Raw genomic sequence first — 26854 nt, forward strand, 5'->3', positions numbered from 1 at the left:
GCTTAATCACCATCTGTGCTATTAAATCCGACACGAATACCAAGTGTTGGAATCAATTGACGTTTAATCAGGCGTGTTATCGTCGTTAGATGATCATACAACGCTTGCTGCGTGTCTTTATCTGCCGTCGCTAAGTCCTCTGGCATTTGCGCCAGTAGCGTGGTGGTTTCAGCCAGTTCGGTTGATAAATTATTACCCACTTCACTGTCGTTATTACTGTTTAGTATTTCGGTCAATACTGGATCAGTCAGCACTTTATTCAATGTCGCTAACTTCGCATTGATAATCGCGCGACTTTGTGCGGCAGTAGCAGCAGGTAGATGACCTTTCGCTTTACCAGTTAGACCCAATGGTTGATCGATAGCGTTAGATTTCATGGTTTCGACCAACGATAGCAAAGAGTTGAACCATTGGTTCAGTCCTTGGTCGCTGTCAGCTACTTTATCGATTGCCAATAACTGCGTTGAATTCTGCTGCCAGTTTTTCTCAATCTCTTTTAGGCGTGTGCTCAACGCACTGCTTGCACTGATGACATAAGCACATTGGCCAGCGTCTAAACTGTCATTCGCATATAATGCTTCTTCTAGTCCTGGGACACCTTGGACAATCGCACTTTCGTTGGCGAGTTGCTCAGCGGTTAGCTGCGGATTAGCAGTGATGAGATCTGCAACGCCACTGTGTACTAAGCCACGCTCATCAGGGTAATAGTTAATGTACAAGTTACTCATGCTGGCAGTCGCAGGACCAAAATTAATCATCTCAGCGCTTGCCCATGCTTGTGCTAAAACGAGCCATTGATCGCGCAGTGCTTGTAGTTCCTCACCACTAACTGATCCTGACTGGCAATGCGTTTGTGCCAAATCATGCAATAGGTCACTTTGCTTGGCCACATCAGCATACGCTGGAATGACAATGTTATCAGCCACATGGGTCAGATAAGCGGTTTCGGTATCGGTACTGATGTCTACTGCATTAATCTTAGCAGTAATATCACCATTCTCTTCTGCTGGACTGCTGGCAGCAGCGCTGTCTTGCGCAACTTCTTGGCTATCCGTCTCTGGTGCTTTATTGTCATCAGCAGGCTTAACACAGCTGATTAGCAATCCAGCACTTAATGCAGATAACGCCATTGCCAAAGCATGGTTTATTTTCATAGGTTTCTCGGTATTTATATGAGTAATTATTTCAATCGTTGTATCTGTAATAGGGCAGACTATTTTATTAATATCTGCCCTATTTAGGTATTAAATGTAAATAAACAACCGCGCTTTTATAATGATTTTAAGAACGCATTCAATTCAGCACGCCCTTGTTTATCGAGTTTGAGCACGTCTTTCTGTTGTTTTTCAGACTCTCCACCATGCCATAGAACGGCTTCCATCAAGGTGCGAGCACGACCATCATGCAAAAACGTCGCTTGTGGATCTACAATCTGAGCAAGACCAACACCCCATAATGCAGGGGTACGCCATTCATAAGAAGTGGCCAAAAACTCAACTTGCGCCTCTTTTGGTGGTAGCTTGCCAGCAATCGTACGATCAGCAAGATCATCACCCATATCATGTATCAGTAGATCGGTATAAGGATAAATCACTTGTCCATGCTGCTCAAGACGATCATCGTCGGTTTTTGGCAACTGATATCTTGGTGTATGACAACTTTGGCAGCCAATGTCATAGAAACGTTTTTTGCCAGCCAAGACCAATTCATTATCCGCATCACGGCGATTTGGAACCGCTAGGTTACGAGTATAGAATTCTACAAACTTTGCCACGTCATCATTAACTTCAACAGGTGGTTTACCATTACCTTGCTCATCAGCACCAGTCGTCGCATTCAGACAAGCTGTCTGCGTCGGCATACAAGACTCATTAGGGCGGATATTTGACGTCAGCCCCATGTCTTCATTAAAGGCACTCTGGTTTTGGGTAATCAGCTTGGTTTGTCCCGCTTTCCAACCAAAGCGTCCGAGTGCATTTTTACCCGTTTGTGGATCCATTACCCAGTTGAATTTTCCGCTAATATCACCTTTTGACTTCATAGCTTGATTTTTGATAGCCTCATCTGGAATCTGCTCCAGTAGCCCAAGCCCAATCATAGGTAAAGCCACACGCGGTGATACCATCAATTCATCATCTAATTTACCGTAACCAGGTTGGGTTAGGTTAAAAGTAGGTGCACGTAACGTTTCGACGTAGCCATCAGCAAAAGTAACTGGCTTATCTGTCCACTGTACCGATATCCTCGCTTCAGCAGGCACACCTTGGATGCCGCGATCCTGAAGCTGACCACCATACATGGGATGTACTACTTTTTCGATCAAAGAGTCTTTTAACTGTAGACGCTGCTCATCGGTTGTCGCAGGCATAGCCAGACGAATGAGCAAGCTATCGGCATCATCATCGGCGTTCATAGGCGCATGGCCACGACCGTCTTTTACATGACAAGACTGACAAGCGGCAACATTAAATAATGCGCCCAAACCATCACGACTGTCTGTGCTAGCAGGTGCGATGACCCACGGCTGCTTAAAGAATGCATTACCAATAAAGAATGAGCCTTTACGTGATGCCGTCAGGTTTGATGAAGGCTTCGAGTAACTCTCCGCACTACTGATACTGATACCAGTGTCACCGCCCTGTTTGATCTCTTGTGGATCAAAACTTGCTAACTGCTGCATTGGCACACCAGCGAGCGTTTCTATCGTTTCGATACGCTCAGGAGCGACCGCTTGGTTTTCACTATTTTCTACTGCAGCTTGCTCATTAGTATCAGCATCATCAGAAGTATTGTCGTTCGGCTGACAAGCACTGAGAGACAGCGCACAGAAGATACCAATTGTCAGTTTTGACGGTACATTTTTATTGATAAAAGAAGAACAAAATGAGGCAGGTTTTTTGACTTTTGAGACGTTTGCGGTGTTCATAGAATTTGCGGTGTTCATAAAAAAGGTACCTTAGTTCTAGCATAGAACCATTAAAATCGCGGGCTATAAAGCTCTTCACTTTTAGTCGATAAGGCACAGCTAGACACCGACCTCTCAAGCTATTTTAATACGGCAAAAAAACACGTTGCCAACTTGGTCGACAACGTGCGTATTATACCTAAATTATTTTGCTAGGAAAATAATTCTCATTAGGGCGTGTCCTCATTTTAAAAATGGTGATAAAAATGAGATAAATTGCAGTCAAACAAGGAAAATAGCGCAGATAATATCGAGATACTAGTCAGCTATTTGACGCCGTTTGGCAAGATTTAGCCATTTTTAACCCATTTAGATTATCATCGATTGAATTGAGGACATGCCCTAGCTTATAGCGACTTATCAGGCATTATAAACAAATACAGTTGGGCTTTTGGCATACTGAGAATGAATAGCTCTCAACTTAAAATTGCGAACCTGCATCAGCGTCTAAGTTATCGATACCCACTGCTTTTGCCGCATTTTCGATACCAACGGTTAGCTCTTGCAAGCTAGTGATACCAGCCTCAACCCAACCACGGCGAACGTTTTGTTCTTCAGCAGAGATACCTTGATTGCTTACTTGACTGGCGGTCGCAATCATTTGATCGATTTTGATACCTTCTTTTTCGCCTTTTTCAACAATCACGTTGAATGCAGCTTCTACTTTGGCAAAGTCAGCAATCAGCTGATCAGCGGCTGCTTTATTGTCAGTATCGACGAGATAGTCTTTTAGACCATAACCGCCAACTGTTTTACCAGCGACTGTCTTGTAGTTACCGTTAAAGACGTTTTGAATGCCACGCGCATTATTGGCATAGCTCAGATGTGTCAAATCACTGAAGCACTCATGCTCATCTTCGGTAGAGCCCGTGACAAAAGCAACCTGCATACGTTCAGAAGCCAGCTCGCCTAGTGCTAGACTGCCCATTTGATACATAATCTGGCGCAAACCATTGTCATATTTACGTGCCATCAGATCGCTACGCAAAGTGTTTTCGCTCTCAGGCTGCCACTCGGCTTCCATCGCTGTTAAATCGTCTACTAGCAACTGCGTAGCAGATGTCAAAAATTCGCCGCGACGCACACATATACTAGCATCATCATTGACAGTATCACCACTGGTACATTGACCTGCTTCTTTTGCATAATCAGTCACAGGGCGATTACCAGCACCTTCGTTCACGCCATTGGTATCTTGGCCCCATAGCATAAATTCGATGGCATGGTAGCCAGTCGTCACATTGGCTTCACTACCGCCAATCTCATTCATCTCTGCTAACAGCTCAGGCGTAATGGTACTGGTATCTTGATTGATGCTACCAACCGTAATAGTATCGCTATTGATGATATTGTCTTGACTGTTGTACTCGCCTTCATAGCTGTCACTGACATAGTCAATCAATGCTTCGTCAAGTGGCCAAGCGTTCATTTGTCCTTCCCAACCATCGATGCTACCAATGGCACGTTTGTCATTTGCGGTCACAAAACCTTCGTCAAAACGGAAAATCTCAGTTTGTGAGTACGGTTGGCGAGCGGCTTTATAAGCAGCTTTTGCCGCATCAAGTTTTTCTTGAGTTGGTGCTGCTACGTACGCTTCTACTGCTGTTTGCAACAATTTAGCCGTATCTAGCGAGTCTTTGTACGCAGCGTGTGCCATGTTTGCATAACTGCTGATCAGTCTGTCATTGTGCGCTTTATCAGCAGCTGATAGATCCGTATTGTCAGTAGCTTCTGCGTTTTGTACTTCTGTTTGAGTATCCGCACTAGTATCAGTATTTTCTTCGGTTTGCTTGGTACAACCTGACACCAATAACAACCCTGCAAGCGCAGCAGCTAAAGTAGTTGGTAAAGTCTTGCGGCTCATTACGGTAGTAATCGTCATACATATCCTCAGAATATAGCAAAAAAATTGGTTTTGATGAGAAATCATCAATGATATTAGTGCATGTTACGGCAAGCTAGTTTATCCATGCATAGATTTTTTCTTATGCACAACTAAAACATATAGTATTAAAACATTAAGAAAACTTTACAAATTATAGTAGTATTGATAATCATTATCAATATTTAATTTTGAACTGGTCTTTCACTAGCCTTTGAGCTGCAAAAGTAATCATATTGAAAGCACTATTTAAGCGCCTACCTACTATGTTGGTTTCATGCTATCGATGCTTCATAGTCTGAAAATAAATAAAATCATCAAACTCAATCCACAAAAAAAGACCAGCTTATCGCTGATCTTTTTTATGAATAATCTTAGCACTTATAAAGATTATTTAAACAATCATTATATAGAACTACTAATTAGTTTACGCTCTGTGGCGCATTAACAGTTAACTCAACACGGCGGTTTTGTTGACGACCATAGTCAGTACTGTTATCTGCTACTGGACGTGATTCACCATAAGCAACAACATTAACACGGTTAGAAGCAACACCGCGAGCCGTTAGATAGTTAGCAACTGAGTAAGCACGATCACGTGATAGACCCATGTTATAAGAATCTGAACCTTGGCTATCAGTATGACCTGCGATAGTAATCGTGTTTTGATTATACTGGTTCATAGTAGTAGCAAGCTTATCAAGCGTTGGCTTGAAAGATGAGCTTAGCGTTGAATTGTCAAAAGAGAATGTGATGCTACCTGGCATTACTAGATCGATGTTACCAGTCGTTGGGTTTTGTTCAACAGTTACACCAGTACCAGCCATTTGCTGCTCAAGCTGCTTGGCTTGACGATCCATATAGTAACCAACACCAGCACCTAAAGCGGCGCCGATAGCAGCATCACGACCAGTCTCATCGCCACCAGTCGCTTTAGAGATAGCGGCACCACCAAGTGCACCAGCTAAACCCCCAAGCGTCGTTTTATTCAAACTTTGTTGCCCAGTAGTTGGATCAGTAACACAACCGCTAAGAACTAAACCTGATGCTACTGCTGCAATCATTAATGTATTACGCATAATATTTCCTCTTAAGTTTAAAAAATTGTGCTTTTTATGAATCTTTCTATTAATTAGATCCGTTTACTTACATGCACTCTCCATTATTATGGCAACTACAGACTAACTATGTGTAATATTTTGTCACAGCTACGCATGATAAGTCTATATTAATCTAACCATGATTTATGCCATTGATACGAGTGTTTTTAACTACTGACTATTAAGGTGTTATCACAAGTCACGTTTGTACTCATACACTATGATTTGTTTCTGCTAAAATTATGCCATAGCACTGCTCAGAGCCATAAAATATAAATAACTCTATTAAATAAACACCTGTATTTTTCGAAATTTTAACTTTATTTATCTGTTTTAAGCGTATCTGACGAAAGAGTTACTAGTGAAGTACTGAATAACTTATAGACCAATAAGACTGACCTAAAAGGATTAGTATGCGACTGACCTCCACTATCAAAAAAATACACAAACGCACGCCTAAACTAGCAAAAGCGATTTCACTTGCGACGGCAACTGGCGTTATCACAGCCAATAGTTTCGGCGGTAGTATTCCTCTATGGTTGATGGGCGTTGGAAAGATTATCACTGGTGCTCCTATTGCGGATAAAACCGTGATAAAAATTGCTACTCATTGGATCAGTAGTAATAATGCTTTAATCGACAACATGTTGCCGCGTAAAGATTGGCGTATTAACTTACCCGATGATGTTCATATCAATGGCAAATATCTACTGGTCAGCAATCATCAGTCTTGGGTCGATACCAGTATCGTGCAGTACATTAGCGAAAAACGCCTGCCGCTGACACGGTTCTTTACCAAGTTTGAATTAATCTATATCCCCATTGTTGGTCAAGCTTTTTACTTTTTAGATTTTCCAATGATGCGCCGACATTCCAAAGAAGCCATTGCGAAAAATCCTGCATTAAAAGGCAAAGACATCGAAGAGGCCAAACGCGCCTGTGCACTGTTAAAAGACAAGCCGTTTACCTTATTAAATTACCTAGAAGGCACGCGCTTCGCCAAGGCCAAACAGGCTAAGCAGCAGTCACCCTATACTCACCTGTTGAAACCACGAGCAGGTGGCCTGTCATTAGCAATTAACGCACTGGGTGAAGATATCGATGGCATGCTCGATATGACGATTGTTTATCCCGATGGTGTACCGACCTATAGCGATCTATGGAAAGGTAATATCAAGCGATTAGGCGTCGATGTCAGATACATCGAGATACCTGATTCATTATTTACTGGTATCCAAAATGGTGGCTACGAAAATGATGATGCGGTAAAGGCGCAAATGTTCGATTGGGTTGAGCAGATATGGCACGAAAAAGACCAACTCATTACCAATATGCTGGCTGATTTCGACACCAATCCTAAAATCACAGATACTTAAAACCATTAGGAAAATAAAAACCAAACGGTAACCTTATTCAGCGCATATCAGTATCAAGATTAATCACTATTTTTTTAAACACTGACCTTAAATGATAACTCTTGAATAGTAATGCTTAATTATAATGAAAGATGGGTTGTTTTTTAGCCCTATTCATTGATAATGTGAACAGTCATGAGCGTATGACTTTCTAAACAGTAGCGACTTTTATAACGCTATATTAGGGCGTATCATCAATTAGCACATAAATATATTTAGTGGTCTTAAAATGGCTAAATTTTGCTAAACATCGTCAGTAATTTTGCCAATATGTTCATATTAACGGCAATTTCTTCCTTGTTTATCTACAATCTTTCTCATTTTAAGCTTTACAATCTAATTGATGACACGCCCTCGCTAAGCCGCTTACTTCTTATGCCATTTATTATTTATAAGGTTTGACTGTGCCCGCCTCTCCTACTACTAGCCCGCCGCTAGACTCAGCGTCATTAACGGACCAATCCCCTAATCAGTCGGATAATAAGCCGTCACGACCAAATCGCCCCAAGCCAAATCGCCTAAAGCTGACTTACGACATCGTAATGATGATCGTCATTAGCATTGATCTGTTATTGATTAGTATTGATGCTATTTTGATGAGTAATTTTAGTGCTCATATCGCAGGATGGCTAACCGTTGGCGATGCTCTCAGCTGGTATCAAAACACCTTGCATGATCCTTTGCGTACTGCTGGTGGCTTCTTTACGATATTCTTAATCCTTGAGCTATTACTGCGTTGGATGATTGCTATTAAAGAAAAAGCCTATTACCGCTGGTTCTTTTTTCCTTTTGTACACTGGTATGAAGTATTGGGTTGCTTTCCGCAACTACGCGCCTTACGTTTGTTTCGGGCAGTGGTCATCGGACGACGCTTATATCAGCTTGGCTACCAAGTGCTGCCGCAGCCGTGGATTAATCGCATCAAGTTCTATATCGACTTACTGCTAGAAGAGTTATCGGACCGTGTCATATTGACAACCATCCAAAACTTTCGGCAGGAGCTGACCGACCCTGAGGCGCACAAATCATTTATTGAATCGACGATTTCACGAAATCGTGATGAAATTGAAGCGGTGTTGTTGTCTTTACTACGTACAGAGCTGACACCAAAATTGCAGGAATTAACGGCAGCATCAGGTGGCGGCAGTATCTTAGCAGCCGAGGTAGGGAATGCCATTGAAGAAGGCTTGGCTAATACGCCTGAGCTACGTCGTTATCTACGCATGATTCCTATCGCTGGCAGTTTGATTGAATCACAACTGCAACATGTTGGGCATAATATAGGTGAAAACGTCGTTTACGCACTGAATCAACGTCTCCTTGACCCTAAGCTTCTCGATTCATTAATGGTCGCGATTGCCCGTGGTGTCGCACAAATAAATACGGATAATACAGCGCTAGATACTTTGATTTCGAGTATCATTGAAGACAGTTTGGCTGAGTTTGAAGCGCAAGTAAGAGTGCAACAGTGGAAACACCAAGACATGCTTAATCTATAAGCCCTACTGCTAATCATATACTTCGATGATAAAATAGTATGGCGGAGTCATAACATAGACTAAAGTCATAGCATAAAACAGTATGGCTCGATAATAAAAACAGCACCGTGAACACAGCGATAGAATGAATTTTTGAGGATTTATATATGACAGTTTTAGATAGTGACAACCAGACCTCGAACGCCGTACCAACGCCAGCACTGGCATTTTATGGCAAGATGCTGACCTTTTCACGTTTGCAGTTCAATACAAATGATTTGAGCGCTATTGAATCACAGCTTAATGAGACTTTTAGCAACAAATCTAGCAACATTCCCATTCTTATTGATAGTGAAGTCGAGCAAGACTTATCAGCATTAGTGGAACTGTTGTGGTCATGTGGTCTACAGCCCATCGGTGTGGTCACCGGTATGATGGATTCTCAAGCGCGCGCGCAACGGTTGGCGATTTTCCCTGCCGATGGCAAACGTATCGAGCGTATCGTACCCACTAAAAAGCCTGCTGTTACAGTGAGTAAAGCGCTCGAAGACAGTAAAACAGACTCAGTCAATAATGACCCTGCGACTGCCGCCAACGAATCACTTACTGAGACAACCATATCTGATACCTCAACAGAGTCACTAGCAAGCGACGAGCATATAACTAGCCTAATCTATGACCAAATGCTACGCTCAGGACAAAGTCTCAATCACGTCGGTGGCGACTTGATTTTGACCAACAGTGTCAATAGCGGTGCTGAAGCGATTACGGACAACAGCCTACATGTCTATGGCCGCGCTCAAGGGCGTTTGGTTGCAGGTGCTACGGGTGACAAAGATGCTCGCATTTTTTGTCAGGTTTTCAATCCTTCATTGGTCTCGGTTGCAGGTACTTATTGCTTACGAGATAACTTACCACCACATGTCGTTGATAAAGCCGTACAAGTAAGATTTGTAGAAGGTGAAGGCTTGGTGTTTACGGTGATAAGTGATACCTAATTTGAATGGCTTTTAAATAAACTCTCAAATACTATAGTAAGTTTATTTAACAAAACTGTTCTATGATGAATCACTGACTATGCCACTATTTGTACCTTTAATGAGTGTTTATTTTATTATTCATCATAGGCAGTATTGGCTAATAAATTTTAGGCAATATTACCTTGTAGCCTATATATGAGCAGTTTCCCTGCTTTAGTGCAGACTCGCTATAAATTTTTGTTTATTTATGCTAGGCTAGCTTCGCAGGTAGTGCATATATGCTATAAATGTAATATATAATTGCGCTATTTATATAAAGATATCCCATTGATTCATAGGAGTGTGCCATTGTGGCGAAGATAGTTGTAATCACTTCAGGTAAAGGCGGTGTGGGCAAAACCACGACAAGTGCCTCTTTTGCCGCTGGTTTAGCATTGCGTGGCTATAAAACAGTCGTTATCGATTTTGATGTGGGTCTACGTAATCTAGACTTGATCATGGGTTGTGAGAACCGAATTGTTTATGACTTTGTTGACGTTATTAACGGCAATGCACGTTTATCGCAAGCGCTGGTTAAAGACAAACAGCTTGAAAACTTGTTCATCCTACCTGCCAGTCAAACGCGTGACAAAGACGCGCTGACAGATGAAGGTGTGGCAGAGATCATGGCTGAGCTGTCTAAACAGTTTGACTATATTATTTGCGATTCACCTGCTGGTATCGAACGCGGTGCTCAGTTGGCTATGTATCATGCTGATGAAGCGATCATCGTCACAAACCCTGAGATTTCTTCAGTACGTGACTCAGATCGTATTATTGGTATTTTGCAAAGTCAGACCAAAAAGGTTGAAGAAAACCAAGGCTCTGTACGTGAGCACTTGATTATTACTCGTTATAACCCTGAACGTGCAGCGGCTAATGAAATGATGGATATCGACACGATTTCTAATGATATTCTGAAAGTACCTTTGCTTGGTGTTGTTCCTGAGAGCCATGCTGTGCTTGAAGCATCTAACCATGGCGAGCCTGTCATCCATTATACCGACTCGGTTGCTGGTCAGTGTTATGATGATATTGTCGCCCGTTTCTTGGGTGAAGAGCGTCCACTCCGTCATCTTGACGTGAAGAAGAAAAGTTTATTACAGCGCTGGTTTGGGGGTTAATGATGACTAAGAAAAAAGGATTTTGGAGTAGCCTATTTGGTACTGATGACAGCAATGGCACAGCAGGTAGCGCTAATTTGGCGACTGAACGCCTTAAGGTTATTGTCGCTAGTGAAAATCGCTTAAATAACCGTCTCACTGCTGATCGTATCGAAAAGATGAAGCGTGAAATTTTAGAAGTGGTCAATAAGTATGTCAATGGCGTGCAGATTGATGATGTCAATATCAATCATCGTTCTGAAGATAGCCTAGACGTACTAGAGATGAATATCAGCTTGCCTGAGCACAAAAAGTAAAGTTATAGTTATTCCATTATAAAAGTATTACTGCGTCAACCTCGCTTGAAGTATTTAATATATATCTTCACTCGATTGCTTTGTACTACTTTTAAATTGAAGCGATATATAACAGCAGAGAGTTTCAATTGATGCTTTTATGCTGGATTTCAAAAAAGCCCTCAGTATTATTACTGAGGGCTTTTTTTAGTTTAAGTCATGACATTACTTTTGATAACACACAGAATTTTTTTAACACACAGCTATTTTACAACGGACTACTTCATACGTGCTATCAGATTGTCTTTTTTGACAAACTGATGATACAAAGCCGCGCTAATATGAACAGCCGTAAAGGCAATAATAGCTTGCCAGATAACGTCCGTATGCAGGTTGTTATAGAAACGAGCCAAAGTTCTGTCTGGCGTGACAAATACAGGGATTTGGAACAAGCCAAAAATATCAACAGGTCGACCACCATAGACCGTCATCAGCAAACCAACCGTTGGCATTGCTATCAGCAAAGCATATAGTCCAAAATGCGACAAGTGAGACAATAATAACTGCCATTTTGGCATCGATATAGGTGGTGGTGCTTTAGTAAATACACGATTAATCACTCGTGCTATCATCCAAAACAATAAACTAACGCCAAAAGCTTTGTGCAGCCCAATATAAATATTACTATCAAGATTATTATTTAACAGCATCATTATCCACGTAATCAATAATAAAACTGCACTGATCCAGTGAAAAATTCGACTACTGACTGACCACTTTGAATTCGTATTACTCATGAGCTACCCTATCACCTTCATTACTAGTTATCTGTCATCAGCAATATAGATAAAAACAGCTACTCATTTAGCATTCAAAAGCCATTGAGATGATTTAAACATTCAATTCATAGTAAATGAATAAAAAATAGAAGCGAATCTAGCTGCTTACATCAACCAACTGATGAGCAATTTTGTCTAAGTCTGGTACTAAATAGACTTTGTCCTCAATCATAACGGTCTGAAAAAGGTAGGATAGCATAACGTTTTCATTAAAGGGTACTGCTGTTTCGTTGATGTTTGTTTTATCGAAATTTTCAGGTACTTCTATATCTTTGACATCTGAAATACGTACTTGTAATTGGTGTAGCTCACCTGCCGTTTGCAACGCTAAGCGATGCTCTGAGGTATTACCTTCTAGTACGATTATTTTATCTACTGCCTTATCTTGTGGTAGCAAATGAAACACAGAAACTTCTTGATCCTGCCAATCATAAATTGATGTATGTTGATCATGCTCATCCACACTCAAAATCAGACTACTTGGAATCAACCAATCAGGCTGGTTGAATGCAGGAACAATAGTAACGTCGAGCATCCCGTTGGTAGTGGTCAACAAGCTCACAGCTTCAAACGAATGTTTCAAAATTTGTTTCATACATCACTCACAATAAGTTAGGGTGAAGAGGCTTTGACTGCCCTTTCGCCAATATAGTCTGTCAGTTTTTGTGCCAAATCTGTCGGACTACCAATAAAACCACAATATCCTGAATCGATAATGGCCTGAGGCTGACTAGGACAAGCACTCATACTAGGGTCTTGCACCCAAAGTTGACTATTATTATCTTGAATGAGATCAAGATATTGAGACCCATCATTACCCATACCTGAAAATATGATGTTAATAAGATCACTACCATAAACGTCACTGGTGTTCTTCAGGATTTGACCGATGGCAGGTTTATACTCACCTTCCCAAGCTTGCTCTAACAGTATGACTCGACCTGTCGAGTCACAGACAATCTGTTTATCAATAGGTGCTATGAGACACTGACCGGCTCGCAAACGCTGCGAAGAAGTAATGACCTGACATTGCCAATCGTTATGACGATTTAGAATGCGTGGTAAGGTATCTATCATGGTTACATTAAAATGATGTGCCAATAAGATACAAACTGGCAGCGAGGCTGACAAATTGTCTAAAAATTCTTTGATCGCACTTGGACCACCCATAGAGGCACCCAAAAAAACCACATAATGCCAATCGGTATCAGTACTATCATGCTTATGAACTGGCGCATCTATTAGCATAGGTAGTTCAAGCATTTGTGCAAGCTTACGTTTTAGCTTACGCTGCCATTTTGCATACTGCGTGGCTTCATTGAGATAAGGTGCCTGACTAAAGCCCACCAGTACTGCAGCAGGTTTAGAGACGGTCGTTGCAGTCACAATATTATCATCGTAGTCACTATCTATCAGCCAGATATCAATGACCACATCAGAGAGTACAGTTTTTGCTTGCAACTGCGCCCGTGACATACACCCAACTAGAGTAAAACCACAGCTGCGGACAGTATCCGAAAATGCCATACGCTGATGATGGTCTTCTGCCACGACCATCACCTTAATATCATTCTTTTTTTTATTCCTCAGTGCCAAAACACCTGTATTATCCTTCATGAGTTAGACTGACCCTCTGACCCAGTATGTGCTGGATTTTATTGAGCAGTACTTGTTCTTGGAAAGGCTTACCCATGTAATCATTCACACCAATCTCTAGTGCACGCTCGCGATGCTTTTCACCAGTACGCGAAGTAATCATAATAATTGGAATATGCTGTAAGCGCTTGCTATATCTGACTTGGGTAGCCACCTCGAAACCATCCATGCGTGGCATCTCAATATCTAACAATATCATGTCTGGTATCATATCTTGTAATATCTCAATCGCATCAACACCATCTTTCGCAAGCGCTACATTGAATCCTTGACGTTCTAAGAAGCGTGACGTTACTTTGCGTACGGTGACTGAGTCATCGACTACTAAGATAGTAGACTTAGCCTCTAAACCGCTTCGTTTAAAGTCGATAGGTTGCGGTATATTTTGAGTCATCTGTGCATTTCGCATTAAAGCGATTAGATCCAAAATTAACATCACCGAGCCATCACCCATAATAGTAGCAGCTGAGATACCTGATAGATGTGATAGTTGTTGCCCTAAAGGTTTTACGACTACCTCAATACGTGATCCTGCAATCTGATCAACTTGCAACGCGATATTCTGTCCAGTACGGTTCTTAATAATAATGAGTGGTAAACTTGTATTGGTATTGACAACCAACTCGTTCAGCTTATTGCCCGACAAAATCTCATTCAAGTAGCGTACCCGATAGTCAACATCTTCAAAATTTAACGTTGAATCACCAGATTGGTAGTAGTCGTACAGTTTTTCTGGATTAACGCGAACCACGCGCTCAATCTGTACCAGTGGTATCGCATAATAACGATCCGCTGCACGCACAACCAAAGCATCAGATACAGCAACCGTAAGCGGTAGGCGCATCGTAAAACGAGACCCTTTACCGAGCTCTGAGACAACTGACACAGAACCGCCTAACTGACGGATCTCACTAATCACTACATCCATGCCTACGCCGCGTCCAGAAATCTGCGTGACTTGTTTACTGGTACTTAATCCAGCATTAAAGATGTATTGCATGATATCAAGGTCGGTTAGACTGGTATCACCAGCATCAATGAGCCCTTGAGAAATAGCTTTGTTACGAACGGCTTCTACGTCGATTCCGCGACCATCATCCGTTAACTGAATGACAATTTCACCGCCTTCTCGACTGACTTCGAGAGTAATATGCCCACTACGTTCCTTACCTGCTCTGAGACGTGTCGAGGTATTTTCGATACCATGATCGACAGCATTACGTAGCATATGCTCAAGTGGTGAAGTCATACGCTCGAGGATGGTTCTATCCATCTCATCATCAGCATTAATAATCGTTAGCTCAACAGATTTATTAAGCTCATTCGCAGTTTGGCGTACAATACGTTCGAGACGTGGTGTCAGATGCGTAAATGGCACCATACGCGAGTTCATAAGACCGTCTTGTAGTTCAGTTTGTGTCCGTGATAATTGCAATAGCAGACTTTCGCTATCGCGTGTCTTTTCTAATAACGTATGATTAATATCAATTAAATCCGAAGCTGATTCTGTCAAAGATTTCGATAATTGATTTAAGGAAGAATACTGATCCATCTCAAGAGGGTCAAAGTCTTCGTTTTGAATCAACTCATCATCTATTTGAGATAAAATTTGTGCTTCAAGTTCGATTTCCATTCGGCGTAACTGATCAGCCAATCGCTGCACCGTAATGCCCATATCTTCAATGCTGTTAGTCAAGCTACTCATGCCCATATCGATACGAGCACGGTTAATGGCTGACTCACCAGACAAGTTAATCATATGCTCAATCAAACCACCTGAGATACGAATCATTTCATTGTTGCTGGCACTCTGATCTTCTTCGCTTGTACTGAGGATCATAGATGGCATTTCACTAATATCTTTTGCCAAATATTGTGAATCTCGATTTTCTTTAGCGATCAAGATTGCTTCACGTTGAGACTGTAGAGACTCTTTAGGTGCTTGCTTTAAACTATCAGGATTTTTGCTAAATTGCTGCAATGCCTCAATGAGTAACGCAGGCGTTGGCGGATTGACATGATGTCTAAGAATAGACACCGCATCAGCTAGCCAATCATGGCTGGCAACTAGTAATTCCAATACTTTTTTGGTGGCAGGGCGGCGGTTGTCTATAAAGTCTTGATAGACAGACTCCATCTCATGAGACAAATCTGCAATACCAGTAGCAGTAACCATTCGTGCACCACCTTTGATAGTATGCAAGTCACGCTGTAACGCTTGTAATGCTGTTCTATTGTCCGTGTTTTCTAAAAATAATTGCAGATACTTATTGCGATTGGTAAGGGCTTCTGCTTCTTCTAAAAATACCGCTAATATATCAGGGTCTGGTAAACCATTAGCCCATGACTGTTTAATCATTCTATCTAAGCTTGAGCTATCTAGTACATCATCTTTACTATGCGTACTGCTGACAACCTTACTTTGCGCCTCAGGTTCAAAATGATTTTTTGGTACAGGTATGATTAACTCTACCATTTCTGGCAAGACTCGTGCTTTTAGAAGCTGTTGTAACTGCTCAATAAGCTCTGATGCAAAAAATGATTTTTTATAGCTCACGATATGCATGACTTGCAATGACATTGTGTCCTGCACCATTTGCATAATTTCGAGCCATTGAGCTGTCGGTACTCGTCTGTTTTCTACAAATGCTTCATAAACACTTTCAGCTTCGTGGGTCAGATCACCAATACTGCGAATGCCCGCCATCCGTGCCCCACCTTTAATAGTGTGCAGATGACGTTGCAAAACTTTTAGAGCATTGACATTGCTAATATCTGCTCGCCACTTGTTAAAGCTCTCATCTAACGCAGCATCTAGCTCTTGCGCTTCTTCTAAAAATATTTCTAATAGCTCAGCATCAGTATCGATAGACTCAAGCTCTAGATCAGATGACGAAATGGCTCGAACCGCGAAAACATCCTCATCTTCACTGCCGTTATCCGCATGGTAGATACTTTGTAGATTAGCCAGAACTTTCTGATCTACCTTCAATGAGGTACTACCCGCTAGTGCATCAAACAAACCAACCAACTGAGCATGACCAGTATGCAAAATAGCTTGAATGTCTTTATCTCTTGCTTTTTCAGGATTATCGTTTAGATAGCTATAAGTATTACCCAACTCATCAAGAATTGAGATGAACTTGGGAAATGGTTGTGCTTTATTGGTTAAATATTTTATTTGTGAGACTTGCTGATCTATATATTTTTGAATATTAGCTGTTTCAGCTTGGTTCAGCGCATCATCCAACTCCCACTGAGCATCTAACAATTCATCAATATTATCATCTAATAACTGCTCTATCGTCGGTTTATTATCAGACATCAACTCAGTATCACTAGCGACATGTTGTTTACCAAGCATCGCCTGTAATGAGGCTAGATCTTGTTGGCTTTGTACGTCTTCTAATAACATGTTTTTTGGTTGAACGTTTTGCTTGTAACTGTTCAAATAACCATCCATGAGCGTAGATGACTTTGCTAATGCCTCTAAATGCTGAGCATTCATGGCTTTATCTTTTTGCTGTAGCAGCTCTAAACTATGCTCTATGGTCGCACTTACTTCACTAATAGCCGCAAGAGCACTAGAACCAGAAGCACCTCTCAGAGTATGGAATGCACGTACAATATCATCCGTGACTTCAATATGAGGCTCATCTTGATGCTCATCGACGAATTGGTCTATTTCCTGTAATAACTCTTCTGCTTCGTCGATAAAAATCTCAAAAAACTCTTTCTCTTCATCGCTTTGAGGCACGATGATAATAGATGCTTCTGCTATCATTTCATTAACAGAGTTAATCGTTTGCAGCGTAGCATCAATTTCTTTGTTGCCATTATCATGGACAAGATTGGCCTCGCCTAGCTCAGACGACAACAGTGATGCTTGAGTACTTTCAAGATCGGACCCATTAGATACTATGTCATTCTGATGTAAAGCAGAATAGCTGAACTCATCACCATGCTGCTTACTATAAGCATTGGCGCAAGCAATCCAAAGTGGTAGCGTCGTTGGGTAATCTTGACTGTCATTTTCAAACACGATTAGCATTGAAGGATAAGCAGCTAACACATCTGCAATAAGCTGACTCATATCTGCTGAAATGGCAATACTATTATCTAAGATTCGATTGAGCATGTTTTCTATTGCCCAAGCCAGCTCAGCAGTATAATTGGCACCTACCATGCGGCCTGAGCCTTTTAAGGTATGGAAACCGCGACGAATATCTGTCAATCCGCTTAAGTCACTTTGTGATAGGCGCCAATTTTCATATAGAGGTACAATTTCAGCCAGCACTTCATTGGCTTCTTCTATAAATATCTCTTTAATATCAGGGTCTGCATCGTTAGCATCAGCTGCGAGCTGATGTGGGGCTTGCATGAATGGTACGAGTACTGCAGGAATCTCGATATCAGATAATGAAGCAGCTATATGTTTGCTTTCATCTTTATCATCTGTCGTTTGAGAGTCACAAATCGTATCGAGAGTAACTCTCAACTCGGCTTCAACAGGCTCAGACATGCTTAACCCAGCATTCATGGGTTGCTGCGCCATTAAATTATGGCTCTGTAGAACCGTAATGGCAGGATCCAAACTTGGTAATTGCTGCGCTTCAAAATCTGTGACCAACGCAGGCAATTTTTTTGCTGTTTCAATGACTAAATCTACAACATTATCAGTGACAGGCAGTGTCTTATCTAAAAGACGATTGAGCAATTTTTCGATTGACCAAGCCATCTCACTGATACTAAAAGCACCTACCATACGGCCTGAGCCTTTCAAAGTATGAAAACCCCTACGCACTTCAGTTAGTGGTGTTAAATCTTGTGCATCCTGCTGCCAAATAGGTAGAAAGTCATCTAAATCAGCGATGACTTCAATCGCCTCTTCAATGAAGATGTCACGAATATCCGCATCCATCTCGAAGTTATCGGGTTGAACTTGCGTGCGAGCTTTCGTTAATAACTCACTCTCTAGACTATTACTCTCGACACCACCTTTCTCTTGCAAAAGAACATCATCAACACTGGTATCAGTCAAAGATTCAGCATGAATAGACTGAGCAGTAGTAGGAGCCAACTCACCACTATCATCGTAACGAATTACATTAGTTGCGGCTTGCTTTCGAGTAAGAAAAGTCTCTTTGACGGTACTTGGTGCGGCAATATAGTCATTAAGTAGACCTGTGGCTTTAAGAGTGTACTCATATGCCTGAGTCAATAACTTTTGATCAAAAACCTGCTGCGCAAGATAGTCTAGTAGTAGCTCAATAGATGTCAATCCCTCAGCCAATGCCTGAGTGACGTCCCAACTAAGCGTTGCAATTTCATGATCTACCAACTGTGTAAACACGTTGGATAGCGCATTGATGGTTTTACGAATTTCTGGCAAACCCATATCAATAAAAGCATCACCAATCTTAGAAAAATCAGTAGCCGTAGGCAGCAAATGAATATCTTGACGTTGTACATATTCATGAAAGCTTTGCTTGACATCTTCTACTGCAATGCGAAGCTCACGCAAGTTACCATCGGTAGCATTCACAACCTGATTATTTTCAGCTTGTGTATCGATATCATCAGGTATAGTGATAAAAGTGGCGGCATCTCCGATTTTTAGAGATATCGTCTGTTCTGTATTATAGAGCGCATTATATAGCTCTTGAAGCTGACGCTCAATTTGCCATTGCTCTTGTGCAAACCCTGTTTCGGATGACAGTGCGTGCTCTAGATTTACCAGAATAGACTCTACTTGTGCGACATAATATATCCAACCTCGACTCTCGAGTTGATGCTGTATTTTTTGTAGAGGGTCTAAAATTGTGTCTGGGTTATCCAGATTAAAAATAAGTGTTTCAATCTCATTGAGTATTCGCGGTAAAAAACGCGATACAGTAACCGCACTGTGCGGCAAATTATTTAGTATGGACTGAGTGCTTTTGCTATTTTGTGTAAGATTGCTTAATTCGATATATACTCTGATAATCAAGCTTCTAATAGCGTTCGACGAGAGTTCGGTTTGCTCCGCATAAAATTCTATCACTTGATCCAACTGACCCAACAGTGGAGCATGGTTTTCAGGTAGTGGTGTCTCATTATTTACAAGATCGTTGAGCCATAAGTCTGTTAGATACCAAAGACGTTGCTCATCTTCATGCCGAGAGGTTTGCCATAAATATTGACTAACTCTGCCTAATACTTTTAATAAAGAAGATTCATTGGTATTGGCCACCAATAACGCTTGTACTTGCTGTCGCCAAACCAATAATAACTGTTGGTAATGATGATTTTCTAGATTTGTGGTCATTCTACTTTCTGGAAATACCACTTTAATATTATCAATGATATTGTCATCGGTAGTATGACTGCCTAAGCCTTCATTCTGGCTAGCTGCAAGCATTTCTAGGGACTCTGTCGCTATGCCTAGCTCTGATAGTGCTTGTGTAAGGTCATTAGCAGCATTATTAATCAGCGTCGTGTTGTGGCTAGTGGTACGTACATATTGATTCAGCTCACGTTCTAACAATCTGTGAGTAAACTGACCGATATGGCTGTTATTGATAGAAATACTATCGTGACCACTTGCTTCTACCAATAAACTCAGTTTATTGGCAAGACCTGCTAGCAGAGGCAGGCGAATCATCGTCAGCGCGCCGCCCACTTGATGATAGTTCTGCACCATCTGCTTGTAATCAGTGCTTTTATTACCTAATTGCCAGCCATCAGCTATCTGTAATAGTTGCTGATTCAAAAGTGGTAATAACCACTCGAGCGTCACGATGTCATTGGGCTGGTTTTTCATAGGGTCATCCTAACTCGTCTAAGCACTAATTTAGGCATTTATTTTTTGCCACACATTAACCTGTGGGTGCGCAATACGGCGCATATTCGAAGGACGCCAAAACAACGCCTCACCTGGAGCCAATATAATATAACCACCTAATGCACACTGCTCTGATAGCCTTGCTAAAATATCGCGCTGATCAAACTTACGAAAGTACAGCAACATATTTTGGCAAATAATGACGTTTTGGAGATGCGAAGTGGGTGGCTTTTGTTCAATGATATTGTGTAAAGTAAAGCTAACATACTGTTTTAAGCTCGGTGCTATTTGCCAGTGTGCTTGATTACTTGCGATCATTTCTTTCGTTATTGTTGAATCGCAAAAACTTGGTTTTCTAATTGCACTATTAGCACACAATGGCTGTATAAATTGCTGGCAGCAGTCTGGAATTAACGATTGCTGCCGCTGATCATAATGTCCTAACTGTGCTCTTTTGATAGCTCGATGGCTAATGTCTGTACCCAATATCGTATGATTTTTTAATTGTTTTGATATTAAGCTCATCGCTAAGGACCAAACTTCTTGTCCACTTGCACAGCCAACACTCCAAATGCGAAATAACTCATCAAAATTACGTTCAGCACTATTATCAGTATTGGTAGCAGCTAACCGGAGTCGCTGATGTTGCGCTGCACACTCTGTGACAAAATTAATAGAAGGTATATAACGAAAAAAACGACTTTCGTGAATCAGTACGTTATCTAATAGCTGTTGACGCATCTCGTTGTTTTTTGGCAACCGATGCCATAAATTTTTAGGGGTCAACCCATACGACGATGCAGTATGTTCAATCGCATTAATCAACCACTGCAATTGAACATCGGGTAGAACAAAACCTATTTCTTGTTCTATGTATCGTCGCCATTGCTGCACATCAAAGCTATTGTTCTGCGAAGAGGCCTCAACTAGTATTGGCTTAATGTGCTTATTAGCATGGCTGTCTATCTGAATAAATTTATTCATATCACCCGCTATAATTGCTGCTGCAAACCATTATTATCTACATAGCAATATAATTAACATATTAATAAAAATACTGTAAAGCCTCTAAGGCTCAACTTATAGTGTTCAAACTTATCATCATACATTTGCTGATAATGCTTGCTCGTTATCTAATAACTCATCATCACTTAGTACTTTAAAGCCTGTTACTGATTCTTGTAGTGCTGCAGCCATTTCACTCAGCTCACCAATAGATCGTGCAGTTGCCATCGTACCAGAGGAGGTTTGTGAAGTAATATCTTGAATGATATTCATGGTATGAGAGATATGCCCAGCAGACTCAGCCTGCTGTATTGCAGCATTTGAGATGTTTTGAATCAAATCAGCCAACGTGTTAGAAACGCTCTGGACTTCTTCTAGTGCTTCACCAGCATCTTTTGCTAACCGCGCACCGCGTACAACTTCAGAGGTCGTCGACTCCATCGACACAACGGCTTCGTTGGTATCTGCCTGAATCGTTTTCACCAGTGTTTCAATCTGTTTGGTTGCATTGGCTGAACGCTCAGCAAGACGCTGTACCTCATCAGCAACAACCGCAAAGCCTCGACCTGCTTCACCAGCCATCGATGCCTGAATAGCGGCGTTCAATGCCAAAACGTTGGTTTGGTCAGCAATGTCATTAATCAAACTAACGATATCACCAATCTCTTGTGAAGATTCACCAAGACGTTTGATACGTTTTGACGTCTCTTGAATCTGGTCACGAATAACGTTCATACCTTCAATAGAGCGCTGTACAACTTCTGCCCCATTATAAGCAATGGCAACTGAGCGCTGAGCAACGGTCGCAGATTCTGAAGCGTTATTTGAAACTTGGTCAATCGAGATTGTCATCTCATTAATGGCCGCTGACACACCAGCAATTTCTTGCGCTTGATGTTCAGATGCCTCAGCAAGCTCAACTGCATTCATCTGCGTTTGATCTGAAGATTGCGAGACACGATCAGCAGTGTTGTTAATAACCAGTACTAACTGACGAAGTTGGTCAATTGCAAAGTTTACTGAGTCAGCAATTGCGCCAGTAAAATCTTCTGATACGGTTGCATTGACCGTCAAATCACCTTCCGCCAAATCACCCAACTCATCAAGTAAACGCAGAATAGCAACCTGGTTACGCTCGTTTTCTTCTTGGATTTGACGCGCGCGCTCAGACTCTGCTTCTGCTTCTTGGCGACGACGTAATGTTTCTTTTTCGATAAGTAATCTTTCCGAGCCACCACGATGTTTAAGTAATTGGTACAGAGCAAAAATTATCCCTAACACCCCTATCACGAATACGACGACAGGCAAAACAACTGACTGAGTAAAGTCAGAAAAATACTGACTCACTGATGATAAGGAGTTTACCAACCAAATCAGACAAGCCACACTTATCGAAACAAAAAGCACTAATAATAGTTTCCACTCACTATTAGCGTTTGCACCACCCGCTGTTGCATTGGGTGTACCAGCTACAGGTTTATTTATAACATCACTCATCGTGCGTATTCCTTTAAAACAATCATCAAAGTCTTATCGTGACTGACTTTGACAATCTTATTGTTATAAAACAATAGTGATTAACAAAGCCTGTGTGAATGCTGATATCTAACTGTGTCGTGCGCTATTACTTGATCATAGCCTTAACAGTCAAATATCTGTTATCGATAGCTATATTGCAGCATCGGTATATTGTAAGTCTTGTGCGAGTAAACTGGGCATAAAGACATACCAATCTTGTTCATTTTTAAAGAACTTACCATGATTATAAGGTGCAAAAGGCGAACTAGATTCAATTGCCTCTGCACGGTACTGGTCATGCGTAAATTGTTCGATACCAATAACCTGGTCTACTACCAGTCCTGAAAAGAGATTGTCATGATCAATGACAATGACTTTACGTTGGCTCATTTGCGTTAAGCCACTAGGAACCTGTAGGAACCGAGACAAATCGGTTATTGGTAGTAGACGTCCACGAATATTAGCGATACCCAGCATCCAAGGTTTTACTAAAGGCAAGCTGGTATACTCTGGCATGGCTAATACTTCTGATACCTGACCCATCGGCGCAACCAAACGCTGTCCACCAATATCAAACACCACACCTTGCCAATCATACTCTTGTCCACCGCGGCGACCACTTTTGCGCGCGCGTGCCAAATCTGCTAAACGCAGAAGCTCAATAAACCCTTTGGAAGCCACAAGCTACTCCATTACTTTGCGAATGATATTAACCAAGCTATTTTCATCAACTGGTTTGGCGATATACTCTTTAGCGCCTTGACGCTTTCCCCAAACTCTATCTGTTTCTTGATTTTTAGTACTGATCATAATCACAGGGATATGAGCAGTCGTTTTACCACGAGTAATTTTTCGAGTGGCTTGGAAGCCATTCATCTCAGGCATCACTACATCCATCAAGATGACATCTGGTAAGTGATCAACAGCCATTTGACAGCCTTGCTCACCATTTGTCGCCTCTAATACTTGAAAATTATGTCTAGCAAGCATATCGCGAAATTTCGCCATCTCAGATGGCGAGTCGTCAATGACTAAAACGGTAGTCATGGGAATTTCCTTTATTTTCGAAAATATCCAAGAGGATATGTTGTTATATTATTGAGACAACCTGAGTAAAAGTCATTTGCCAGAAATAAGTGGCAAAATCACTTTTTTAACAGTTGTTATGAAATATTGAGCAATTATTATTAATTGTCACTCATGTTAAGTATTTTGGCTTTGTAACCCAACCTACAAAAACATGCATAAATCATACCAACAATAAGCCTAAACGAAACTTTATATTTGCAGATGTACATACTTTATTACTGACACTGACACTTGCTGTTTTAGCGGTACTGGTTGATTGCCTCAAACAGCTCGTCTTTACTAAACGGCTTTGTCAGATACTCATCAGAACCAACAATACGACCACGTGCTTTATCAAATAAGCCATCTTTGGAAGACAGCATAATGACTGGTTTGTTAGCATAGTCAGGGTTGTTTTTTATCAGAGCACAAGTCTGATAACCATCTAAACGTGGCATCATAATATCGACAAAAATAATGTCTGGGTTGTTATCAACAATCTTTGCTAAAGCATCAAAGCCGTCAATAGCAGTCACGACTTCGCAGCCCGCTTTTTGAAGTAAGGTTTCTGCGGTACGGCGAATGGTTTTTGAATCATCAATAACCATTACTTTCAAACCATTAAAATCATTTTCCATTATCACTGTCCTATAAACGACTATTTGTTCGTAATTCTATCGATCAATACAAAAATTTAACTGTTATTTAAACGTGTCATATCACTTATTATCGGATTGATACGAACAGCTAAATTTGCATTACCATGTGTTATGACAGCGAACCTACTATCTGTCAGTATCGGCCTATCAAACATGCTGTCAACATGAGTTACTATACGCACTTTTTTATTAATAAACTTAAAAAAATGAGCCAAAAAATAAGCTTTTTAGGTGAATCACTCAACTTTCGTTATCACTAATTAAGATAGGGCTCTTTTTGTATCACGTAAAGCACTTCCCCCACTAACCGTTTGAATTGCTATCTAAACAGAGATAGTGCAAATCAAAATAGTCGACAACTTTATGATATTTCTACATTATATAGAAACGATGGAAATATTGCTGAATAATCTTCCTTTGTTCTATAAATGTATCAATATGCTTTATCAGATTCGTTTTTAGCACAATTATCGATCCTTTTCTAGTCATAACCGAGTCAATATACGAACTGACCAGTAATGTAGAGCATTTTTTTGCTAGCTATATTTGCTATCTTTAACATTATTCGGTCTGGTAATCGCATATTTATAAAATGAAGTAAGTGTTTAGCAGCCGTTTCACCGCACTGTAATTCACTATATAATAAAATGATAACTACTATGGTGAACGCGATGACAGTTTCCAAAATTTTAAAAAACAGCAGCTATTTATTGAGTGCTTTACTCATTGCTGCCTGTCAGCCGCCAGCGCCTACCGATGATCCAGTGGCCACTGAAAACAATCCAACAGTAGATACGCCGGTTATCATTACCAATGACAGTGTGACCATTACACCTGATCATATATTGAGTATAAAACCCTCGCGTTACCAGCCTAGTCTTGGCCTACAAGGCAATATTGAACCTATTAAGCAGACCCAATTTGTGACAGTACATCCTATCAATGTAGAAGAGATCTTGGTTACTAAAGGCCAATGGGTAGAAAAAGGCACACCACTACTCATTGTCAGACGATTGGAAACAGAAAGTAAAACGGTCAACTCATCTAATACATCAGATGATACAGCGGCAGATTCCGGTAAGCCTGATCAAGACACTGAGGTGCAAAGTGGTACTGATGTTGCCAAACAGACTAATGCTCAAGATACCAGCGCAAACGCTAAACCCAATCAACCTGCAGTAAATAATGATACAACCATTAAGAAAACTTTATCTAATGGCACAGAGCCATTAACGACAAATGCAGCTATAACTAGCTCAAGTGATGGTGATGATGAGGTTAATAGTAGTAAGGGTATAGAGAACTCAAAGCCTCAATATAAACTGATTACTATCCGTGCAAGCTTTTCAGGACGTGTAGAAAACCTGTATGCAAAAGCGGGTCAAAAGCTAGAAGCTCGAATGCCACTCCTGAAATTTAGTGATGAGACTAAATTACACTTTACTGCTATGCTACCTATTCAAGCTGAACCCCAACTGTCGGTAGGTCAGACTGTCAATTTTACTGCTGAAAATATCTTAGAAAAATTTACGGGACAAATCAGTAAGCTGACTGCGACCAGTCAACCGAAAAGACTTATGGTCAATGTTGATGTTATTGACAATGAGGTCAGTCGTAAGCAGTTATTACCAAATATGCAAGTAACCGGGCGAGTCAATTATGGTCAGATAGACGTGGGTACTATTGTGCCAAAGCGCGCGCTACACGATGTCGACTTGACAGAGTTGCAAGCGCCACCGTATAAACCACTCAAGCCACTGACGGCTAATGTCTGGATTATCGGACAAGATCAGCATTTAAAGCGATATCCTATTGAGGTAGTCGAGTACAACCCCTCGACAGAACAATATTTGATTGCAGGTATTAACAATGACAGTCTGATTTGTTTGGCTGATTTGCCGCTTGATTCTGACGGTAAAAAGGTCAATGTTTCGTAGTCATTCATACCGACAGTTACATTGTGTAGAAATATTAACAAAGCCTCTCTTGTTTTGTAACAGCCTAATTAGGCAATATAGCGGTACTATA

General features: G+C 41.1%; 18 protein-coding genes and 1 pseudogene. 6 read left to right on the plus strand and 13 right to left on the minus strand.

The genetic code is table 11. From position 1 onward, the window contains the following. Positions 1 to 2: 2 nt before the first annotated feature. The 4 genes from I6E83_RS11675 to I6E83_RS11690 form a co-directional block, all read right to left on the minus strand. On the minus strand, positions 3 to 1154 hold the full coding sequence (locus I6E83_RS11675) for an imelysin family protein (RefSeq protein WP_197102153.1): 1152 nt from the start codon (positions 1152 to 1154) through the stop codon (positions 3 to 5). Between the two features lie 116 nt (positions 1155 to 1270). Continuing rightward, positions 1271 to 2944: a di-heme oxidoredictase family protein gene (locus I6E83_RS11680; RefSeq protein WP_227680931.1), complete on the minus strand. Its 1674-nt coding sequence runs from the start codon at positions 2942 to 2944 to the stop codon at positions 1271 to 1273. Between the two features lie 442 nt (positions 2945 to 3386). Continuing rightward, the gene (locus I6E83_RS11685; RefSeq protein ID WP_197102155.1) at positions 3387 to 4847 is read right to left on the minus strand and encodes an imelysin family protein; all 1461 of its coding nucleotides are present in this window, start codon (positions 4845 to 4847) and stop codon (positions 3387 to 3389) included. Positions 4848 to 5269: 422 nt separating this feature from the next. Continuing rightward, a complete protein-coding gene (locus tag I6E83_RS11690) occupies positions 5270 to 5926 on the minus strand; it encodes an OmpA family protein (RefSeq protein WP_110924021.1) in 657 nt (218 codons plus the stop codon). Positions 5927 to 6360: 434 nt separating this feature from the next. Here I6E83_RS11690 and I6E83_RS11695 point away from each other — a divergent pair, with 434 nt between their 5' ends. The 5 genes from I6E83_RS11695 to minE all read left to right on the plus strand — a co-directional run bounded on the left by I6E83_RS11695 (position 6361) and on the right by minE (position 11279). Further along, on the plus strand, positions 6361 to 7323 hold the full coding sequence (locus I6E83_RS11695) for an acyltransferase (protein WP_197102157.1): 963 nt from the start codon (positions 6361 to 6363) through the stop codon (positions 7321 to 7323). Positions 7324 to 7766: 443 nt separating this feature from the next. Further along, complete coding sequence (locus tag I6E83_RS11700; RefSeq protein ID WP_197102159.1) at positions 7767 to 8861, plus strand: hypothetical protein; 1095 nt, start codon at positions 7767 to 7769, stop codon at positions 8859 to 8861. A gap of 146 nt (positions 8862 to 9007) precedes the next feature. Continuing rightward, entirely contained in the window at positions 9008 to 9838 is an 831-nt protein-coding gene (minC, locus tag I6E83_RS11705) for a septum site-determining protein MinC (protein WP_197102161.1), read from the plus strand. Between the two features lie 332 nt (positions 9839 to 10170). Then, positions 10171 to 10983: a septum site-determining protein MinD gene (gene minD, locus I6E83_RS11710; protein WP_110924025.1), complete on the plus strand. Its 813-nt coding sequence runs from the start codon at positions 10171 to 10173 to the stop codon at positions 10981 to 10983. Between the two features lie 2 nt (positions 10984 to 10985). Next, positions 10986 to 11279, plus strand: coding sequence for a cell division topological specificity factor MinE (gene minE, locus I6E83_RS11715; RefSeq protein ID WP_110924026.1), 294 nt, complete (start codon positions 10986 to 10988; stop codon positions 11277 to 11279). Between the two features lie 257 nt (positions 11280 to 11536). Here minE and I6E83_RS11720 read toward each other — a convergent pair whose 3' ends face one another. The 9 genes and pseudogenes from I6E83_RS11720 to pilG form a co-directional block, all read right to left on the minus strand. Next, the gene (locus I6E83_RS11720) at positions 11537 to 12055 is read right to left on the minus strand and encodes a cytochrome b (protein WP_197102163.1); all 519 of its coding nucleotides are present in this window, start codon (positions 12053 to 12055) and stop codon (positions 11537 to 11539) included. Positions 12056 to 12194: 139 nt separating this feature from the next. Next, entirely contained in the window at positions 12195 to 12692 is a 498-nt protein-coding gene (locus I6E83_RS11725) for a hypothetical protein (RefSeq protein WP_110924028.1), read from the minus strand. Positions 12693 to 12709: 17 nt separating this feature from the next. Then, positions 12710 to 13714 (minus strand): chemotaxis protein CheB, encoded by a 1005-nt coding sequence (locus I6E83_RS11730; RefSeq protein ID WP_197102165.1) that lies wholly within the window; start codon positions 13712 to 13714, stop codon positions 12710 to 12712. After that, complete coding sequence (locus I6E83_RS11735; protein ID WP_197102168.1) at positions 13704 to 20555, minus strand: Hpt domain-containing protein; 6852 nt, start codon at positions 20553 to 20555, stop codon at positions 13704 to 13706. Before I6E83_RS11735 ends, I6E83_RS11730 begins: the two co-directional genes overlap by 11 nt. Positions 20556 to 20585: 30 nt before the next feature. After that, complete coding sequence (locus I6E83_RS11740) at positions 20586 to 21560, minus strand: CheR family methyltransferase (RefSeq protein ID WP_197102170.1); 975 nt, start codon at positions 21558 to 21560, stop codon at positions 20586 to 20588. A 117-nt stretch (positions 21561 to 21677) separates the two neighbouring features. After that, positions 21678 to 22724 (minus strand): annotated as a pseudogene (locus I6E83_RS11745) (methyl-accepting chemotaxis protein); the annotation flags it as partial. A 525-nt stretch (positions 22725 to 23249) separates the two neighbouring features. Continuing rightward, positions 23250 to 23780, minus strand: coding sequence for a chemotaxis protein CheW (locus I6E83_RS11750; RefSeq protein WP_197102172.1), 531 nt, complete (start codon positions 23778 to 23780; stop codon positions 23250 to 23252). A 3-nt stretch (positions 23781 to 23783) separates the two neighbouring features. Beyond that, the gene (locus I6E83_RS11755; RefSeq protein WP_110924034.1) at positions 23784 to 24146 is read right to left on the minus strand and encodes a response regulator; all 363 of its coding nucleotides are present in this window, start codon (positions 24144 to 24146) and stop codon (positions 23784 to 23786) included. A 281-nt stretch (positions 24147 to 24427) separates the two neighbouring features. Continuing rightward, positions 24428 to 24805, minus strand: coding sequence for a twitching motility response regulator PilG (gene pilG / locus I6E83_RS11760; RefSeq protein ID WP_110924035.1), 378 nt, complete (start codon positions 24803 to 24805; stop codon positions 24428 to 24430). Between the two features lie 692 nt (positions 24806 to 25497). Between pilG and I6E83_RS11765 the strand changes: the two genes are divergently transcribed. Beyond that, on the plus strand, positions 25498 to 26763 hold the full coding sequence (locus tag I6E83_RS11765; RefSeq protein ID WP_197102173.1) for an efflux RND transporter periplasmic adaptor subunit: 1266 nt from the start codon (positions 25498 to 25500) through the stop codon (positions 26761 to 26763). Positions 26764 to 26854: the final 91 nt, after the last annotated feature.

Origin of the sequence: Psychrobacter sp. SZ93C1 (assembly GCF_015864635.1) — a bacterium.
Taxonomy (GTDB): Bacteria; Pseudomonadota; Gammaproteobacteria; order Pseudomonadales; family Moraxellaceae; genus Psychrobacter; species Psychrobacter fozii.

Bases quoted from the DNA above. Each gene is read 5' to 3' on its own strand.
- minE (WP_110924026.1), top strand. From the start codon at position 10,986: ATGACTAAGAAAAAAGGATTTTGGAGTAGCCTATTTGGTACTGATGAC.
- I6E83_RS11690 (WP_110924021.1), bottom strand. From the start codon at position 5,926: ATGCGTAATACATTAATGATTGCAGCAGTAGCATCAGGTTTAGTTCTT.
- I6E83_RS11685 (WP_197102155.1), bottom strand. From the start codon at position 4,847: ATGACGATTACTACCGTAATGAGCCGCAAGACTTTACCAACTACTTTA.
- I6E83_RS11740 (WP_197102170.1), bottom strand. From the start codon at position 21,560: ATGAATAAATTTATTCAGATAGACAGCCATGCTAATAAGCACATTAAG.
- I6E83_RS11680 (WP_227680931.1), bottom strand. From the start codon at position 2,944: ATGAACACCGCAAATTCTATGAACACCGCAAACGTCTCAAAAGTCAAA.
- I6E83_RS11720 (WP_197102163.1), bottom strand. From the start codon at position 12,055: ATGAGTAATACGAATTCAAAGTGGTCAGTCAGTAGTCGAATTTTTCAC.
- I6E83_RS11755 (WP_110924034.1), bottom strand. From the start codon at position 24,146: ATGACTACCGTTTTAGTCATTGACGACTCGCCATCTGAGATGGCGAAA.
- minC (WP_197102161.1), top strand. From the start codon at position 9,008: ATGACAGTTTTAGATAGTGACAACCAGACCTCGAACGCCGTACCAACG.
- I6E83_RS11735 (WP_197102168.1), bottom strand. From the start codon at position 20,555: ATGAAAAACCAGCCCAATGACATCGTGACGCTCGAGTGGTTATTACCA.
- I6E83_RS11765 (WP_197102173.1), top strand. From the start codon at position 25,498: ATGACAGTTTCCAAAATTTTAAAAAACAGCAGCTATTTATTGAGTGCT.
- I6E83_RS11730 (WP_197102165.1), bottom strand. From the start codon at position 13,714: ATGAAGGATAATACAGGTGTTTTGGCACTGAGGAATAAAAAAAAGAAT.
- I6E83_RS11695 (WP_197102157.1), top strand. From the start codon at position 6,361: ATGCGACTGACCTCCACTATCAAAAAAATACACAAACGCACGCCTAAA.
- pilG (WP_110924035.1), bottom strand. From the start codon at position 24,805: ATGGAAAATGATTTTAATGGTTTGAAAGTAATGGTTATTGATGATTCA.
- I6E83_RS11675 (WP_197102153.1), bottom strand. From the start codon at position 1,154: ATGAAAATAAACCATGCTTTGGCAATGGCGTTATCTGCATTAAGTGCT.
- I6E83_RS11725 (WP_110924028.1), bottom strand. From the start codon at position 12,692: ATGAAACAAATTTTGAAACATTCGTTTGAAGCTGTGAGCTTGTTGACC.